This window comes from Streptomyces daliensis, assembly GCF_054782395.1.
Genome location: NZ_BAAGSO010000120.1, coordinates 14,373 through 31,600, shown reverse-complemented (window position 1 = coordinate 31,600; position 17,228 = coordinate 14,373). Strand labels below are relative to the sequence as shown.

Here is a 17,228-nt window from a genome sequence, read left to right as displayed (position 1 = left end):
CCGCGAAATTGCGGGCGGGCATCTTGCCAGGCGCTCAGCAGGATTTCCAACCCGGGCTCTCAGCAGGTGCGTTGAGGCGCGGGAGCGGAGTTGTTCGCCAACTCCCGATTGATGTTCACTCCTTCGGGTGGCCCGGCAGAGGATCCACACTCACCCCAGATTCGTGCTGAAAGGGTCTGATGCCGTACACGGGGCGGGGCCGATCTCTTGCCACACAAGGTTGGACTGAGCCACCCGGCAGTGCTTGATCCGGGGCAGGCGGGACGAGATTGCGAGCACGGGTGCGGAAGAAGCAACTTCGGAAACCGGTCGAATCCCGGACCACGGGCACCACCATCACCTCCATCACCTCAACCACTCCCACGGCCTCCACGGCGTCCACCACTCCCTCGCTGCTCGCCGGGCCGCCGCCTCCCGCGGTGCCCGCGCGCCGCCGGGCGCGCGTACGCAACAGGCTGCTGGTCTCCGTGGCGCTGTGCGCCGTCGCGGTGCTCGCCGCCGGCGCGCCCGCCGTGCTCAGCGCCTCCGACGACGTCCACGACTCGCAGGCGCTGGTCGATCTCGCGGGCCTCAACCAGCAGTCGATCGCGCTCTCCCACTCGCTGGCCGACGAGCGCGACGACATGGTCGAGTACATCGCCGCCGGGCGCACCAGCGAGGGCGGCGCCGGGGTCAGCGAGGCACAGCGGGCGCGCGTGGACCGTCAGATCTCGGAGGTGCGGGCCTCCTCGCTCGCGCCCTCGGAGCTGAAGCAGCAGTTGCGCGCGCTCCCGAAGACCCGTCAGCAGGCCATAGCCGGACGGGGCAGCGCGCGGGACGCGTACGACGACTACACCGGGACCATCCAGGCGCTGCACGCCGTCTCGCAGAGCGTCGCGCGCGGCCTGCCGGGCCGCGCCGAGAACGCCACCGCCGACTCCCTCCCCGACCTCGCGCGCGCGGTGGAACAGGCGTCGGCCGTACGGGGCCTGCTGCGCGGCGCGCTCGCGGGCACCGGCAGCCAGCGCGCGCTGGCCTCGGAGGCACAGCGCGCCAACGTGCGCGAGCAGGCCGCGCTCGCCGACTTCGACCAGACGGCGGGCACCTCGGCGCGCGACACCTTCGACCAGACCGTCACCGGCACGGACGTCACCCTCGCGGAGCGCTATCTGACGAAGCTCACCGACCGCCCGTACATCGACATCTCCGACCGCGCCATGAACCGCGAGCGGATCGAGACCACGCTCTCCGCGCGCATCGACCGCATGCGCGGCGTCCAGGCGTCCTTCGCCGCGCACGAGGTCAAGCGGCTGGAGAAGCTGCGCGACGACGATGTGACGGCGCTGGAGCTGAGGATCGCCCTCGTCGGGGTCTGTCTGCTGGTCGCCGTCGGCATCAGCGTGCAGGCGGCGCGCTCGATGGCCAGGCCGCTGTCCGTGCTGCGGCGCGGCTCGCAGCGGCTCGCGGGCGACCCGGCGGGCGAGGAGCCGGTGGAGTTCACCGGGAAGGACGACGAGTTCGCCGACGTCGTCCGCGCGCTGAACGAGCTGCGCGCGACGGCCGCCGCGCTCCAGGAGCGGGCCACCGAGGCCGAGGCCGACAACGCCTATCTGATGGGCACCAAGGACGACCTGACCGGCGAGCGGGACCAGCTGCGCCGCGAGTACGAGAAGCTCAAGGAGCGCCTCGACGCCATGTCGGGGGCGGCCCACGGCACCTTCGTCAACCTCGCGCTGCGCACCCTGGGCCTGGTCGAGCGTCAGCTCGGGGTCATCGAGGGCCTGGAGGAGAAGGAGACCGACCCGGACCGGCTCGGCACCCTCTTCAAGCTCGACCACCTGGCGACCCGGATGCGGCGGCACAGCGAGAACCTGCTGCTGCTCGCGGGCGCCGAGCACACGGGCAGCCACCACAGCAGCCCGGTGCCGCTGCTGGACGTGCTGCGGGCCGCGATCAGCGAGATAGAGCGCTACGAACGCGTCGAGCTGGGCACCCTCCCGCCGCACGCCCAGCTCTCGGGCTTCGCCGCCGACGACCTCAGCCACCTGCTCGCCGAACTGCTCGACAACGCCACGTCCTTCTCGGCGCCCGAGTCCGAGGTGCGGCTCTCGGGCTGGCTGCTGGAGAACGGCGAGATCATGCTCTCCGTCGAGGACGGGGGCATCGGCGTCGCCGAGGAGCGGCTGGCCGAGCTGAACCTGCGGCTCGTCGACCCCGGTACGCAGGAGCCCCCGGCTCCCGACGAGTCGGCGGAGCCCGGCGGTCTGGGCATGGGCCTGTACGTGGTGGCCAGGCTGGCCGCGCGGCACGGGCTGCGGGTGCAGTTGCGCAGGCACAAGCAGGGCGGCGTCACCGCCGTCGTCGTCGTGCCCCGCGCGCTGCTCCCCGACCGTCCGGCACCGAGCGCGGCGCCGTCAGGGGCCACGCGGACCACGACGGGTACGGCCACCTCGCTGCCCGGCTCTGTCGCCGAGGCCAACTCCAACGCGCTGCCCAGGCGCCGTCCCGCGCACCGTCGCACGGGGGAGGCGGACGACGCCTCGCCCGCGGCCCCGAGCGCCCCGGGCGCCCCGAGCGCTCCGGAGGAGCCGGAAGCGCAGGGGGCGACGGGAGCGCCGGAGACCGCCGGGCCGGACGCCGCAGCAGCACACGCGCACACGGCGGACGCGGATGTGGACGCGGATGTGGACGCGGACACGGGCGTGGACGCCGACGCTGACGCCACCGCCCCCGCCGATCCGCTCATCGAGGCCGCCGAGCGCAGCATCCAGCGGGCGCAGGCGGCGGTCGCCCGTCTCGGCGAGGTCAACGAGGAGGGCGTGCCCAGCGCCCGTGAGCACACCCGCGCGCTCGGCGACGCGGCTCCCGCGACGACCGGGGCAACGGCACCCGGAACGGCGGACCCCGCCCCGGCGGAGGCCGAAGCGGAATCCGTCGGAACCGCTCGCCCCGAGGGCGAGGAGAACGACGCGCAGGGCCCGAAGCTCACCGGCAAGGGCCTGCCCAAGCGCACCCCGCGAAACGTCGCAGCCCAGCCCGGGCCCGCAAGGGCCCGTAAGGGAGGCGCGAACGCGGAGGAGCTGCGGCGCCGTCTGGGAGGTTTCCAGCAGGGGTCGCAGCACGGTCGGCGTGACGCGGAAGCGGAAGCCGACGCTGAGCAGTACGTGAAGGATCAATCGGGGGCGCAGATTGACGGTGGTACTGCCGAGGAGGCACGCAAGTGAACGCGTCCACCACGCGTACGACCAGCAGTATCGAAGCGCGTAATCTGCGCTGGCTGCTGGACAACCTGGTCGACGAGGTGCCGGGCATCCGGTCCGTCGCCGTGGTGTCGTCCGACGGACTGCTCCTGCTGTCCTCCGATCCGGAAGCGGCCGAGCCGTCCGGAGCGGACGGCGGGAACGGCTCCGATGGCACGGGCACAGGCGCGGACACGGGGGCCGACACCGGGAACGGCCCGCAAGGCCCCGGCGCGGGCTCAGGCGGAAGCGGACCCAAGGGCTCCAGCGCCGATCTCGCGACCATCGTCTCGGGCGTCGGCGCGCTGACGCTCGGCGCCGCCAAGCTGATGGACGGCGGAGACGTCAAGCAGACGATGATCACCATGGACGAGGGCTCCGTCTTCGTCATGGCGGTCAGCGACGGTTCCCTGCTCGGCGTGCACGCCACGTCGGACTGCGACATGAGCGTCATCGCCTACCACATGGCGCTCTTCGTCGGCCGGGCCGGACACGTCCTCACCCCCGAACTCCGCACAGAACTGCGCAAGTCGATGGAGCTGGATCAGTGACCTCTGCTGCCTCCCCCTACCCCGGTCCCGCGCCCTTGCCGGTGCGGCGACCCGACTCCGGCAAGGCGAAACGGGTGCGCCCCTACGCGCTCACCGGCGGCCGTACCCGGTTCGGGCACGTGCTGCTCGTCGAGACCTTCGTCGCGGCGATCGAGGCGCCGCCGGAGCGGCCGGAACTGACCTCGGGCGGGCTGCGCGACCGCGTCATGCCCGAGATGCAGGCCATTGTCGAGATCTGCCGCCGGATGCGTTCGGTCGCGGAGATCGCGGCCCTGCTCAAGATGCCGCTGGGCGTGGTGCGGGTACTGCTCAGCGACCTCGCCGACCAAGGACGTATCCGCGTATACGGCACCGGGCACGGGACCGAGCGTCCCGACCGCGCGCTGCTGGAGAGGGTGCTGGGTGGACTTCGCAGGCTCTGAGCCGAGCACGGCGACAGACGTGCTGGACTCACAGGAGGCGCAGGAGTGGCAGGAGAACCTGACCCGCGCGCCCATATCCACCAAGATCGTGGTGGCGGGCGGCTTCGGCGTCGGCAAGACGACCTTCGTCGGGGCGGTCTCGGAGATCGAGCCGCTCAAGACCGAGGCGCTGATGACGCAGGCGAGCGAGGAGACGGACGATCTCGCCTCGACGCCTGACAAGATCACGACCACGGTCGCGATGGACTTCGGGCGGATCACGCTCGACCCCGATCTGGTGCTCTATCTCTTCGGTACGCCGGGGCAGCAGCGCTTCTGGTTCATGTGGGACGACCTGGTGCGCGGCGCGATCGGCGCGATCGTGCTGGCCGACACCAGACGGCTGGAGGACTGCTTCCCCGCGCTCGACTACTTCGAGAGCTGCGGGCTGCCGTACGTCGTCGCCGTCAACCACTTCGAGGGCACGGCCAGCTACGAAGCGGCCGACGTGCGGGAGGCCCTGTCGGTGCCCGAGGAAGCGCCTGTTGTGATCATGGACGCGCGTGACCGGAACACGGTCCAGAAGGCGCTGCTCGCACTGGTCGGTCACGCGCTGGACGTGGCGCCCGCCTGACCCGCCTGACCGGACTCACCGGGTGCCGACACTGCACGTACGTACACAGAAGAGAGATCCGCCATGCGGAAGATACTCATCGTCGGAGCCGGCCAGGCCGGACTCCAGCTCGCACTCGGCCTCCAGTCGCACGGCTACGAGGTCACCGTGATGTCCAACCGCACGGCTGACGAGATACGCGGCGGCCGGGTCATGTCCACGCAGTGCATGTTCCACCAGGCGCTCCAGCACGAGCGCGACGGGCAGCTCAACTTCTGGGAGAGCCAGGCGCCGAAGATCGAGGGCCTCGGCGTCTCCGTCGCGGCGCCCGACACGATCGAGGGACCCGGCGAGACCCAGCGGGCCATCAACTGGCTCGGCAAGCTCGACGGTTACGCGCAGTCCGTCGACCAGCGCGTGAAGATGGCGGGCTGGATGGAGACCTTCGCGCAGCGCGGCGGCCAGCTCGTCATCCACGGCGCCGCCGTCTCCGACCTGGACTTCTTCGCCCGCAAGTACGACCTCGTGCTCGTCGCGGCAGGCAAGGGCGAGCTGGTCTCGATGTTCGAGCGGGACGCGGCACGCTCCCCGTACGACGCGCCGCAGCGCGCCCTCGCCGTCTCCTACGTGCACGGTCTGGACCCGCGCCCCGAGCACCCCGGTACCGAGGCCGTGCGCTGCAACCTGGTGCCCGGTGTCGGCGAACTGTTCGTGATGCCGTCGCTGACGACCTCGGGCCGCTGCGACATCCTCTTCTGGGAGGGCATCCCCGGCGGCCCCCTGGACGCGTTCCAGGGCATCAAGGACCCCGACGAGCACCTCGCCACGACGCTGGAGCTGATGGAGCGCTTCACGCCCTGGGAGTACGCGCGGGCCACGAACGTCGAGCTGACGGACGCGGGCGGCACGCTCGCCGGGCGCTACGCGCCCACCGTCCGCAAGCCCGTGGGGCGGCTGCCCAGCGGGGGCACGGTGCTGGGCGTGGCCGACGTCGTCGTCGCCAACGACCCCATCACGGGCCAGGGCTCCAACTCGGCCTCCAAGTGCGCCGCCTCCTACCTCGCCTCGATCCTGGAGCGCGGGGACGAGCCGTTCGACGAGGAGTGGATGCGGGCGGCGTTCGACCGCTACTGGGCCACCGCGCAGCACGTCACCAAGTGGACGAACGCGATGCTGGCGCCGCCGCCCGAGCACGTGCTGAACCTCATCGGCGCGGCCGGTCAGCTCCAGCCGGTGGCGGACCGTTTCGCCAACGGCTTCAACGACCCCTCCGACTTCGAGGAGTGGTTCTACGAGCCGGACAAGGCCGACGCCTACCTGGGCCGCTTCACCGCTTCCTGAACGGGCTGCGCTGAGCGTGCGCGCGGGGCCGTCCCGTACGCGGACGGCCCCGGCACAGGGCCCGGCGCCTCTCATCTGCTTCTGGTGAGGATGTCCCGTCGTTCACGCCGGGGAGGGGGCGACTCCGGTGCTTGCGACGCGGAGTGTCGCAGCAGCAGGCCGCAGGCAGGGCGCGGAGCGCCCATGATGTCGCCCCGGCGGAGCCAGGCAAAAAGGCGAACAGTTGTCCACGGGGTCGCTGGTGGGGGTGATTGGCTGTGGTCGGTCGGTCGTTGATCCGGTGTTCGTACTACTGTGCTGATCGGTTCAGGTCCGGTGGAGGTGCTGGTGGCAGCGTGCCGGGTGACCCGACGCGCGCAAGGGGGGGTGCGGTACGGATGGGGAAGCGAAGTCGGAACGACGGTGAGAAGACCGGCAGGGCCCGCTTCGTGTACCGGCTGCGCGTTCCAGCCGCTGCGGAGCGGGAGTTGGAGGGGGAGTGGGCACGGTGTCGGTGGGTGTGGAATGAGTGTGTGGCCCGCTCACAGGCTGTCCACGCCCACAACCGGGCGCACCCCGGGGACAAGCGGACCTGCGGTCCGGCCGAACTGGATCGGCTGCTCACCCGGGCGCGCAAGACGACGCCGTGGCTGGCGGACGGATCGTGTGTGCCGCAGCAGCAGATCATCCGGGATTTTGGCCGCTCCCGGGCCAAGGCGCTCAAGGACCTCGCCGCCCGGCTGCCCCTGACTCAGCGGGCGGGCCTGCCGCGCTTCAAGACCCGTAAGGGCAAGCGCGCTTCGCGACCGAGCCTGAACTACACCCGGCGCGGCTTCCGCCTCGCCGACGGCGCCTTGCACCTGGCGGGCGGAATCCGGCTGACGGTGGTGTGGTCACGTCCGCTGCCCGCTGACCCGACCTCGGTGCGCATCTATCAGGACAGCCTGGGGCACTGGTACGCCTCCTTGGTCGTACCCGCCGTGAGCCAGCCGCTGCCCGGGACCGGCCGGTCGCTCGGCGTCGACTGGGGCGTACGCGAGCTGGCGGTCACGACCAGCGAGGCCCACGACCTGCCCCACCCCGAGTACGGGAGGAAGGCCGCCGCGCGGCTCGCCGGGTATCAGCGGATGATGGCCCGTCGGCGGCCGGAGCGGGGCAGGCCTGCCTCGCGCGGCTACCGCGCCGCGCGGCGGCTGGCGGCCAAGGCGCATGCGAAAGTCGCCCGGCAGCGCCAGGACACGGGCAGGAAGTGGGCCAAGGCGTCGGTGCGGGAGCACGATGTGCTGGCGGTGGAGGACTTCCGTCCGAAGTTCCTCGCCTCGACGTCCATGGCCCGTAAGGCCGCGGACGCCGCGATCGGCGCGGCCAAGCGCGCGGTCATCGAGATGGGCCGCAAACACCAGCGCCATGTGTGTCTGATCCCTGCGGCACACACCACGATGGACTGCGCGGCATGCGGGGCGAGAGCCAAGTCCCGCCTGCCGCTCAGGGAGCGAACCTTTCGGTGCCACGCTTGCGGAATCATCGTCCCCAGAGACAGGAACTCCGCGTACGTCATGCTCCGCCGGGCAGGTCTGGACCCGGCTGGTGTCGATCGCTTCAGACTCGACCGTCCGCTGGACGAACGAGCAGCGTGAGCCAGGAATCTCCCTCCCACCAGGAGAGAGAGCATTCAAACGTTGTTGCCCGTGTCCGCTCCCGCCGTGGCGCCGGCGGGCAGCTCCGGCGGCACGTACCCCGCCATCGGCGCGGCGTCCGCGTCGGGCCGCACGGCGCCCAGGAGCGGGTTGGACGCGAGCGGCGAGACCTTGACGCGGGCGCCGGGGCGCGGGGCCTGGATCACCTTGCCGTCGCCCGCGTAGATGCCCACATGCGTCGCGCCGGGGAAGTAGATGACCAGGTCACCGGGGCGCAGCTCCTTCAGCGGCACACGGTCGAGCCGCTTCCACTGCTCCTGGCTCGTGCGCGGGATCGCGCGCTCCGCGTGCTGCCACGCCTGGGAGGTGAGCCCGGAGCAGTCGAAGGAGTCGGGCCCCTCCGCGCCCCAGACATAGGGTTTGCCGATCTGCCCGACGGCATAGCGCAGCGCCCGGTCGCCCGCCTCGGAGGGGGCGCGGGCGCCGTCCAGCACACCGGAGGAGAGCAGTTGCCGCTGTGCGTCGGCCGTCTGCCGCGACTCCAGCCCGCGCAGCTCCTCCAGTTGCTCACCGGAGAGCGAGGCGAGCATCTCCTCGACGGCGCCGAGCCGCGCGCGTACGTCGTCGCGCTGGCTCTTCTGGCGCGCGGCGAGCTTCTTCCGCTCCGCCAGTTCCTCGCGCGCCTTCTCGGCGAGCGCGCTGTATCTGGCCTCGCCGCTGGTCAGCCGGTCGACGGTCGCGGCCTGGTCGCCCGCCGCGCGGTTGAGGAGGTGGCCGTTCTGGAGGGCGTGCTGAGGGTCGCGGGCCAGCAGCAACTGGACGGACGGGGGCAGCCCCGTGCCGCCGCGCCGGTACTGCTGGCGGGCGAGACGGCCGGCGCGGGTGCGTCCGTCGGCCAGCGCGGCGCGGGCCCTGGCCAGCCGGGCGCCGGTCTTCCTGGCCTTGGCGCGCTGCTTCGCCAGCTTCTCGGCGGTGGCGTTGTAGGTCTCCGAGGCGGTCTCGGCCTTCACATAGAGGGTCTGGAGGTCCTTGAGGAGCGCGCTCACCGGCTGGTCCGAGGGCCGGGCGGGCTGTGTGGGCTGTGCGGGGGCCGCCGTCGCGGGCTGGACGGTGAGTGCCCCCAGCACCCCCGCCGTCGCCGCGGCGACGGCGGCCGTGCGGACGGACCGTGCGAAGAACACCGGTACACCTCACCTCGGGTTCGAGCTTCGTCGGGCTTCGGAAGCTGATCGCCGTACGAGGTGATCGTGACACGGCCGGTCATATGATCAGCGCCGCGACGGGGCGGATCAGCGCAGACCTGTCACCCGATGGGCGCGCTTCGGTCACCCGGGCGGCGTCGGCGTGTCCCGAGAACTGTCGCCCCGTCAGATGCGTCGGCGCTTCCGCGCGACCGTCACCCGTGGCCGCCGAGGGGCCCTCACCTGCGGCTCGGCCCGATGCGGCTCACCTGCCGAACAGGCGCCGTCCCGCGAGGCTCTTGGCCGCGTCCTCCACCTCGTCGATCTCGTGGACGTACGCCTCTGGCAGCCACTCGGCCGCCGGGCGCTCCGCCGCGCCCTCCAGATCGAGGGCGCGGGCCAGGGGGACGGGCAGCGGGCGGGACTCGGGCGTCTTGTGCAGGCAGGCGAGCAGCGCGGGGCACAGCCCGTCGGGCACGCCCGTCAGATCGGGGTCCTCGCGGGCCGAGGGCAGCATGCTCCCGGCGAAGGGCTGGTGCGCGCCCGCCGCGACGACGAGGGTCGAGCCCAGCTCGAAGATGTCGTCGGCGGCGCGTGCCGCACCGCCCTCGGCGTGGTCGTCGTCGTGGCCGAGGTCGGTGCGGCCCAGACCGAGGCTGTAGTCGACGAGCCGGGGCGCGTCGGCGGCGAGCAGGACGTTGCAGGGGCGCGGGTCGCGGTGGGCGACGCGGACGGCGTGCAGGTCGGCGAGGCCCTGCGCGAGGGCCGCGCCGAGGGCGCGCACGGCGTGCTCGGGCAGCGGTCCGTACCGCGCGACGGCGGCGGAGAGCGGCGGGCCCGGCACGAACTCCGTCGCCATCCAGGGGTGCTCGCTGTCCAGCTCGCAGCCGAGCGCGGCGGCGACGTACCTGCTGCGCAGGGAGGCCGCCGTCTGCATCTCGTGCCGCAGCCTGGCGCGCAACTGGCGGTCACGCAGCAGCTCGGGCCGCACGGCGCGCACGGCGGCGAGCTGCTTGCGCTCGCCGCGCCGCGGGGCGCCGCGCCCGAGGTAGACGGTGCCTGTGCTGCCCGTGCCGAGCACCCCGTGCAGCCGGTAGGGGCCGAGCTGCCGGGGGTCGGTACCGCCAAGACGGGCAAACCCATGGATCACCCTGTGCAGACTAGGGGCAAGGGGCGCCGAGGTGGTCAGCGCGCGTAATAACTGTCGAAGTTCTTCGCAAACTCCCACCCCCCGAAACGGTCCCAGTTGATCGACCACGTCATAAGTCCGCGCATGTCAGGCCATGTGCCGTGCGGTTCGTACGTGCCGCATCCGGTGCCCTTGTGGAGGCAGTCGAGGGCCTTGTTCACCTCGGCGGGCGGGGTGTGCCCGTTGCCCGCGTAGGTGCTGGCGGGCAGGCCGATGGCGACCTGCGAGGGCTTGAGCGCGGGGAAGACGTTGTTCGCGTCGCCGGCCACGGGGAAGCCCGCCAGCAGCATGTCGGTCATGGCGATGTGGAAGTCGGCCGTGCCCATGGTGTGGTACTGGCCGTCGAGTCCCATGATCGGCCCGGAGTTGTAGTCCTGGACGTGCAGCAGCGTGAGGTCGTCGCGCAGGGCGTGGATGACGGGCAGATAGGCGCCCGCGCGGGGGTCCTGGCCGCCCCAGGGGCCCGAGCCGTAGAACTGGTGGCCGAGCTGCACGAAGAACGTCTCGGGGGCCATCGTCAGCGTGAAGTCCTGGCCGTACCTCGCCTTCAGCGACTTGAGCGCGGAGATGAGGTGGACGACGACGGGGGTGGTCGGGTTCCTGAAGTCCGTGTCGCCCTTGTCGAGGGAGAGGCTGTGGCCCTCGAAGTCGATGTCCACTCCGTCGAGCCCGTAGCGGTCGATGATCGCGCCGACGGAGGAGACGAACGTGTCGCGGGCCGCCGCCGTGGTGAGCCGGACCTGCCCGTTCTGGCCGCCGATGGACAGCAGCACCTTCTTGCCCGCAGCCTGCTTCGCCGCCACGGCCGCCTTGAACTCGGCCTCCGTCTCGACGCCGGGGCACTCCGTGGCGGGGCAGAGCGCGAAGCGGATGTCCCCCGAGGTGGTGGAGGTGGGTTCGCCGAAGGCCAGTTGGATGACGTCCCAGTCGTCGGGGACGTCGGCGAGGCGGGTGTAGCCGGAGCCGTTGGCGAAGCTGGTGTGCAGATAGCCGACGAGGGCGTGCTGGGGGAGGGCGGCGGCGGTGGTCGTGCCCGTGTCTGTGGCGTGGGCGCCGCCCGCGAGCAGCGCGACGGCGGCGAGCCCGGCCGCGAGAGACGCGAGCGCGCGTCCGCGGGGACGTGGGACGCGCGCTCGCGAGCCTGGCCGGGGGTGGGTGCGAGTGCGGGTGCGGATGCGGGTGCGGTGGGGGCGCATGGGGTCGCTCCTCGGTCGACGGCGGTACGTGGGGCGTACGGGTCTCGCGTCGAACTGGAGAGGGCGCCGGCCGGAAGTCGTGGTGGTGCCGGGGGAGGCATCCCGGGCGGCGCCCCTTGCGCACGGAGCAAACAGGACTAGACCAGTAATGTCAATGGTCCGGACCAGAAGGGGGGTTGGTGGCCTCCGGGTCAGGGCCGACGGCGCCGCCACGGCCACTTCGGGCCGCCGCGCGGCAGCCCTTCCGGGTCGTACACGTACCTCCATCCCCGCGGCAGGCCCAGTCGCTGGGTCGTCCCCGCGGGCTCCAGCCGGTAGACGTGCACCGTCGCCGTGCCCTCGCCGTCCTCGCGGGGCACCGGTACCTCGTAGGTCTTCGGCGGGCGCCCCGTGGCGCCCAGCAGGACCGGCAGTACGCGCCCGTCCAGCGGTCCGCCGACGAACGCGGTCTCCTCGCTGCGCACCGTGGCCGCCCGCCCCGCTCAGTCCGCGTCCGGGCCGCTGGGCTGCGCCAGCCTGCGGGCACCCGGGCCCTCGTCGCCGAGCTGGTCGTACGGGTTGGCCAGCACACAGCGGTCCAGCGAGAGGCAGCCGCAGCCGATGCAGTCGCTGAGGTGGTCGCGCAACTGGGTCATCAGCTTGATCCGCTGGTCCAGGTCCTCCCGCCAGCACTCCGAGACCCGCGCCCAGTCCTCGCGGTTGGGCGTACGGCCCTCGGGCAGCACGCTCAGCGCGCCCCGGATCGCTGACAGCGGCATGCCCAGGCGCTGGGAGGCCCGGATGAAGGCGACGCGGCGCAGCGTGTCACGGCTGTAGCGCCGCTGGTTGCCCGAGGTGCGGCGGCTGTGGATCAGGCCCTCGCGCTCGTAGAACCGCAGCGCCGAAGTGGCGACACCGGCACGCTCGGCCAGCTCGCCGACGGTGGCTTCCTTGGCCTTCCAGGACAGGTGTGTGGACATGCGGGTCAGCGTAGCCGACCCTTCAAGTCGCCTTTAAGTCTCTTTTTGTTGCGCCTCGCCTACGCCTCGTCGTCCGACGGCTGCTCGTCCAGCAGATGCGCCGCGTCGGACACGACGGGCACCACGCGCCGGATCAGCCCGCCCACCCGACCCTCCGGAACCTCCAGTTCCAGCGCCCGGCGGGTGACCCCGGTCGCCTCCTCGTCGCGTGCCGCCGTCACCGTCAGCATCGCGACGAAGTGGTCCACGAGCCAGTCCCGCAGCTCCTCGACGGGCGGGCGCTTGCCCTCGTCCAGCCAGATCAGGGAAGCCGCCTCCACGGTGGTGATCCACGTCCGCACGGCCATCCGCAGCCACGGGCGCGGGTGCGGTGTGTCGAGGTGGAGGAGGATCTGCGCCGCCGCCGCGCGCCGCACCTCGTCGACGATCGCGCTCGTACGGGACGTCTCCACGACGCTGCCGCCCTGGAGCAGCGCCATGAAACCGGCGTCGTGCCCGCTCACGAAGGTGAGGTAGCGGTCGAGCGCGCGGGAGAGCCGCTGGGTGAGCGGCCCCGTCTGGGGTTCGGCGAAGCACAGTTCCAGCTCGTCGGCGGCGCTGCGCAGCGCCGCCTCGTACAGCTGCTGCTTGCCGCCGGGGAAGTAGCGGTACACCAGCGGGCGCGAGACCCCGGCCGCCGCGGCCACGTCGTCCAGCGACACCTCCTCGGGCGGGCGGTGCGCGAAGAGGCCGAGCGCGGTGGTGATCAGTTGCGAGCGCCGCTGGTCCACGGTCAGCCTGCGATACGCCGGGGCGGTGCCGCTGCTGCTCATGCCGTGCAGCGTATCCGGTACGTGTTCGAGTGCCGCCGGTGCGGCAGGGCGTTCCCGTACCGGAACGGCTGGAACCGGGCCGGGGGCGGCGCCGGGTGCTTCGTCGTGCCGGAGCCGTCCCATGGGCAGGCGGTGTCCCGTGGGCATCCCGGGTGGCTACTTCGCCAGCAGCCCCGAGCTGACCCAGAGCCTGCGGCCCGGGCCGCGCAGCACGCCGATCTCGTCGAGGAAGTCGGTGAGCCGCTTCGCGCCCGACTGCATCACCTCGCGCCGATGGCCGCTGGCCTTCACCTGGGCCAGCGCCGCGCGCTTGTCCAGTCCCACGTTCGTGTAGACCTCGGGGTTGATGAAGGAGATCGAGAAGACGCGGGCCGCCTCGCCCGAGCTGAGGCGCGTGAACTCGCGCTCCCAGCGGCGGCAGGTGACCATCTGACGGCGCAGCTCCTCGCGCGCGTAGCGCACGTGCCGCGCCTCCTCGACGACGTGGATGCGTGTGACGCCGCGCACCAGCGGCTGCACGCGCTCGTCGGGGAACGTCAGCCGCTGCATCCAGTCGAGGATCTCCTCGCCCAGCAGCGTGGCGGTGAACGAACCCGGCGTGGTGGAGACGGTCTTGAGCAGCCGCGCGAGGTTGTGCGTGAAGCGCGTGACCGGGTACGCCGGGGCGCCGCCCTTCGTGATGAGCCGCGCGAACATCATGGAGTGGCGGCACTCGTCGGCTATCTCCGTGAGCGCGTAGCGGACATGCTGGCTGGTCAGCGGCTTGTCGTAGATGTGCCGCACGAGCAACTGCATGAGGATGACCTCGAACCAGATGCCCAGGGAGGCGAGCGAGGCCGCCTCGTGCCGGGCCAGGTCCATCCGCTGTTCCTCGGACATCCGCTTCCACATCGGGGTGCCGTAGAGGGAGACCAGCTCCGGCGGCCAGAACCACTTGCCTTCTTCGAAGGCGGCGTCCCAGTCCAGTTCGGTGTCCGGGTCGAAGGAGTGCTTCTTCGAGGAGGCGAGGAGACGCTCGGCGACGTGTTCGCGGTCCTTGAGCGCGCCGAGGGCGTCCCGCAGCGCCTGGTGTTCGGCCGGGCCGGTGGGACCGGTGGGGCCGGTGGGGGTGAGGTCAGGGGCGGTCGTCATGCGAGGTACCTCTTCATCGGGGTTACCAACGGTCACGTCTGCTGCCTGCCCTTATGAGACTGCGCGTCAGCAAGCTCGTCAATCCCCCGCGCACGACTTGTTGACCCCTTGGTAACGCCCGTGTGAGCCTGCCGACTACCCACCTTTGATGGGGAGTCAGAAAGAGGAGGCGTAGGTCATGTCCACGCACGAGCTCTATGTCAACGACCCCCATGAGCGGCTCTGGCAGGTCCCCGCGTCCGGCGCCGCGCGCTTCAGCTGGGACTACGACGACGGGCGCGACCGTCTCCTCGCCCTCTACCAGAAGGGCAAGGACAAACAGTGGGACGGCCAGAAGCGCATCGACTGGGATCTGGAGGTCGACCCGAAGAACCCGCTGGGCACCCCGGACGAGGCCATCGCGCTGTACGGCACCCCCTACTGGGACAAGATGAGCGAGGCCGAGCGCGGGGACGTGCGGCAGCACTTCGCTTCGTGGCAGTTCAGCCAGTTCCTCCACGGCGAACAGGGCGCCATGGTGTGCGCGGCCCGCATCGTCGAGTCCGTCCCCGACCTGGACGCCAAGTTCTACTCGGCCACCCAGACCATGGACGAGGCCCGGCACGCCGAGATCTACGCGCGCTTCCTGCACGAGAAGATCGGGATGCTCTACCCGATCAACGACAACCTCCAGTCACTGCTGAGCGACACCCTCCGCGACTCCCGCTGGGACATGCCCTACCTCGGCATGCAGGTCCTCATCGAGGGCCTGGCCCTGGCCGCCTTCGGCATGATCCGCGACACGACGACCAAGCCGCTGCCGCAGCAGATCCTCGCCTACGTCATGCAGGACGAGGCCCGCCACGTCGCCTTCGGCCGCATGGCGCTGCGCGACTACTACAAGCAGCTCTCGGACGCGGAACTGCGCGAACGTGAGGAGTTCGTGATCGAGGGCTGCTATCTGATGCGCGACCGGCTCAAGGGCACCGAGGTGCTGGAGGACTTCGTCGGCATCCCGGCGGCCGAGGCGGACAAGCTGAGCGAGAACTCGGAGTACCTCCAGCTCTTCCGGCAGTTGCTGTTCAGCCGGATCGTGCCGTGCGTGCGCGACATCGGCCTGTGGGGCGAGCGGCTCCAGCGCGCCTACGTCGACATGGGTGTCTTCGAGATGGGCGACCAGAACCTGGACCTCCTCATGCGGCAGGACGAGGAGATCGCCGAGAAGCTGGACGCGGAACGGTTCGCACAGGAGGAGGCGGCACGCACGGCGGAGGTCGCCGAGGCGATCGCGCAGGGCGGCGCGGCGGCGGGGTGACGCCGCGCGGTGACGGGTGGCGGGTGACGGGTGGCGGGGCGGCGCGCGTCGGGCCGTCAGCCGGGCGGGTTCCCGAAGTCGGGGATCCGCAGCCGCTCCCCGTCCCGCAGCGCGGACTCGTGCGCGACGATGCCCGGCAGCGTGTAGCGGGCGGCCACCCACGCGTTCACGGTCGGCAGCCGCCCCGAGGACACGGCGCCGACGAAGTCGTCGGCGAGGAAGTGGTGGCTGCCCTCGTGCCCGTTCGGCGCTTGCGCGAACTCGGCAGGGAGCCGTGACCTGTCGTGCACGGGCGCCGTACCGGAGACGAAGGCGTCCCGCAGCGCCGGGGCCACGTCGCGCAGCGAAGGATCGTCGGGGGAGAGGGAGGGCACGGTCCGCAGGTGCTCCGAGACGTCGAGCACCCCCTTCTTGTCCTGCCAGAGGCTGACCGTGGCCAGTTGCTCCAGGCTCCCCTCCGTACCGAAGAAGCGGAAGCGGGACTCGCGGATGTGCGACGGGTAGCCGACCCTGCGGAACTCGTTGACGCGGAACGAGCCGCCGCCCTCCGCCTCGAACAGCGCCGTCGCGTTGGAGAAGTCGTTGCCGAACTGGCTGACCTCCTTGTCGAAGACGCCGTCGCCCCGGTCGTCCCTGACGCCGATCGCGCTCACGCTCGTGGCGTGCGTCCGCCAGGCGCCGAGGACGCCGCCGAGGGAGTGCGTCGGGTACAGCAGCGGGGGATAGCTCGCTGTGGCCTTCCAGTTCTCGCCGCCGCTGTACTGGTACGCCTCGTAGAAGCCGAGGTCCATGTCGTGCACGTAGTCGCCCTCGGCGTAGAAGAGCCTGCCGAAGGCACCCTCGGCGGCCTTCTCCCGCGCGTAGACGGTGGCCGGGTTGTAGTGGCTGGTCTCGCCCATCATGTACGTCAGCCCGGTCTCCCGTACGGCCTCGATGATCGCGGCGATCTCCTCGCGGCTGACGGCCATGGGGACGGCGGAGTACACGTGCTTGCCCGCGCGCAGCGCCTGGACGGCCAGCGGGCCGTGCGTCCAGCGCTGGGTGAACAGGGCGACGGCGGTCACGTCGGAGTCCAGCATCCGCGCGAAGTCCGGCACCGTACCGGCCAGGTCGTGGCGCGCGACGAGCCGCTCGGCGCGCTCGGGCAGCAGATCGGTGACGTGCACGCCGCCCACGCCGGGGTGGAGGCGGAACAGCTTGGCGAACTGGCCCGCGAACTGGCCCGCGCCGACGATACCGAGGGAGAAGGGCATGACGTGCGTCTCCTGTTGTGTGAGTCCGTACGTGCGTGGGTGTGGGGGTGGATGGGTGCGTGGGTGTGTGCGTCCGGCTCAACGATCAGGCATGGGGACGGGCGCGCGACAGAGGGCGAGGGCCCAGGGCGCAAGGTGCGGGGCGCATGGGGGGCGACGACAATGGGGGTACTGGGAATCCGTCCGAGGAGGCTGGATGAGCACCGAACCCGACCCCGGTTCCGATCCCGATTCCCGGGTCACTCCGGACAAGCTGCTGCACAGCGGGGGCAGCGACGACGTGACGCCCGAGGACGTCGTGCTCGCGGCGGGCCGTGACGTCACCCCGGAGAACCTCCGGTGGGCACGCAAGCGGCTGGACGAGGAGGGCCGCAGGGCCATCGAGAAGCTGCTGCCCTAGGCCGACGGGCCTGGGAGAAAAGAACCCCAGGCGTTGCCCTCGCACGCGGCACGCACGAAGGTACACAGGTGCG

General features: G+C 71.6%; 16 protein-coding genes. 8 read left to right on the top strand and 8 right to left on the bottom strand.

Annotated features, from left to right (window positions below; genetic code table 11):
* Positions 1-281 precede the first annotated feature (281 nt).
* The 6 genes from ACYVOO_RS34640 to ACYVOO_RS34615 all read left to right on the top strand — a co-directional run bounded on the left by ACYVOO_RS34640 (position 282) and on the right by ACYVOO_RS34615 (position 7,740).
* On the top strand, positions 282-3,203 hold the full coding sequence (locus ACYVOO_RS34640) for a sensor histidine kinase (protein WP_461019690.1): 2,922 nt from the start codon (positions 282-284) through the stop codon (positions 3,201-3,203).
* Positions 3,200-3,769 (top strand): roadblock/LC7 domain-containing protein, encoded by a 570-nt coding sequence (locus ACYVOO_RS34635; protein WP_461019689.1) that lies wholly within the window; start codon positions 3,200-3,202, stop codon positions 3,767-3,769. Before ACYVOO_RS34640 ends, ACYVOO_RS34635 begins: the two co-directional genes overlap by 4 nt.
* Positions 3,766-4,191 (top strand): DUF742 domain-containing protein, encoded by a 426-nt coding sequence (locus ACYVOO_RS34630; protein WP_453345465.1) that lies wholly within the window; start codon positions 3,766-3,768, stop codon positions 4,189-4,191. Before ACYVOO_RS34635 ends, ACYVOO_RS34630 begins: the two co-directional genes overlap by 4 nt.
* A gap of 19 nt (positions 4,192-4,210) precedes the next feature.
* The gene (locus tag ACYVOO_RS34625) at positions 4,211-4,804 is read left to right on the top strand and encodes a GTP-binding protein (RefSeq protein WP_461019688.1); all 594 of its coding nucleotides are present in this window, start codon (positions 4,211-4,213) and stop codon (positions 4,802-4,804) included.
* A 63-nt stretch (positions 4,805-4,867) separates the two neighbouring features.
* Positions 4,868-6,124, top strand: coding sequence for a styrene monooxygenase/indole monooxygenase family protein (locus ACYVOO_RS34620; protein WP_461019687.1), 1,257 nt, complete (start codon positions 4,868-4,870; stop codon positions 6,122-6,124).
* A gap of 377 nt (positions 6,125-6,501) precedes the next feature.
* On the top strand, positions 6,502-7,740 hold the full coding sequence (locus tag ACYVOO_RS34615; RefSeq protein WP_461019686.1) for an RNA-guided endonuclease InsQ/TnpB family protein: 1,239 nt from the start codon (positions 6,502-6,504) through the stop codon (positions 7,738-7,740).
* A gap of 35 nt (positions 7,741-7,775) precedes the next feature.
* On the opposite strand, the gene ACYVOO_RS34610 is transcribed toward ACYVOO_RS34615, so the two are convergent.
* From ACYVOO_RS34610 to ACYVOO_RS34580, 7 genes are all read right to left on the bottom strand, one after another.
* Positions 7,776-8,921, bottom strand: a complete 1,146-nt coding sequence (locus ACYVOO_RS34610; RefSeq protein WP_461019685.1) for a C40 family peptidase — start codon at positions 8,919-8,921, stop codon at positions 7,776-7,778.
* A gap of 265 nt (positions 8,922-9,186) precedes the next feature.
* The gene (locus ACYVOO_RS34605; RefSeq protein ID WP_461019684.1) at positions 9,187-10,071 is read right to left on the bottom strand and encodes a protein kinase domain-containing protein; all 885 of its coding nucleotides are present in this window, start codon (positions 10,069-10,071) and stop codon (positions 9,187-9,189) included.
* A gap of 35 nt (positions 10,072-10,106) precedes the next feature.
* Positions 10,107-11,306, bottom strand: a complete 1,200-nt coding sequence (locus ACYVOO_RS34600; protein WP_461019683.1) for a chitinase — start codon at positions 11,304-11,306, stop codon at positions 10,107-10,109.
* Positions 11,307-11,497: 191 nt separating this feature from the next.
* A complete protein-coding gene (locus ACYVOO_RS34595) occupies positions 11,498-11,770 on the bottom strand; it encodes a hypothetical protein (protein ID WP_461019682.1) in 273 nt (90 codons plus the stop codon).
* 18 nt (positions 11,771-11,788) lie between these two features.
* Positions 11,789-12,265 (bottom strand): redox-sensitive transcriptional activator SoxR, encoded by a 477-nt coding sequence (gene soxR, locus ACYVOO_RS34590; protein WP_453345472.1) that lies wholly within the window; start codon positions 12,263-12,265, stop codon positions 11,789-11,791.
* Between the two features lie 59 nt (positions 12,266-12,324).
* Positions 12,325-13,077 (bottom strand): TetR/AcrR family transcriptional regulator, encoded by a 753-nt coding sequence (locus tag ACYVOO_RS34585; RefSeq protein WP_461019681.1) that lies wholly within the window; start codon positions 13,075-13,077, stop codon positions 12,325-12,327.
* A gap of 156 nt (positions 13,078-13,233) precedes the next feature.
* Complete coding sequence (locus tag ACYVOO_RS34580; RefSeq protein WP_461019680.1) at positions 13,234-14,208, bottom strand: AurF N-oxygenase family protein; 975 nt, start codon at positions 14,206-14,208, stop codon at positions 13,234-13,236.
* Positions 14,209-14,386: 178 nt separating this feature from the next.
* On the opposite strand from ACYVOO_RS34580, the gene ACYVOO_RS34575 reads away from it, so the two are divergent.
* Positions 14,387-15,502 carry a ferritin-like domain-containing protein gene (locus ACYVOO_RS34575; RefSeq protein ID WP_461019679.1) on the top strand — a complete coding sequence of 372 codons (1,116 nt, stop codon included), beginning with the start codon at positions 14,387-14,389 and terminating at the stop codon, positions 15,500-15,502.
* Between the two features lie 56 nt (positions 15,503-15,558).
* Here the strand turns inward: ACYVOO_RS34575 and ACYVOO_RS34570 are convergent, their stop codons facing one another.
* A complete protein-coding gene (locus tag ACYVOO_RS34570; RefSeq protein ID WP_461019678.1) occupies positions 15,559-16,755 on the bottom strand; it encodes a Gfo/Idh/MocA family protein in 1,197 nt (398 codons plus the stop codon).
* A 196-nt stretch (positions 16,756-16,951) separates the two neighbouring features.
* Between ACYVOO_RS34570 and ACYVOO_RS34565 the strand changes: the two genes are divergently transcribed.
* Complete coding sequence (locus tag ACYVOO_RS34565; protein WP_461019677.1) at positions 16,952-17,155, top strand: hypothetical protein; 204 nt, start codon at positions 16,952-16,954, stop codon at positions 17,153-17,155.
* Positions 17,156-17,228 lie beyond the last annotated feature (73 nt).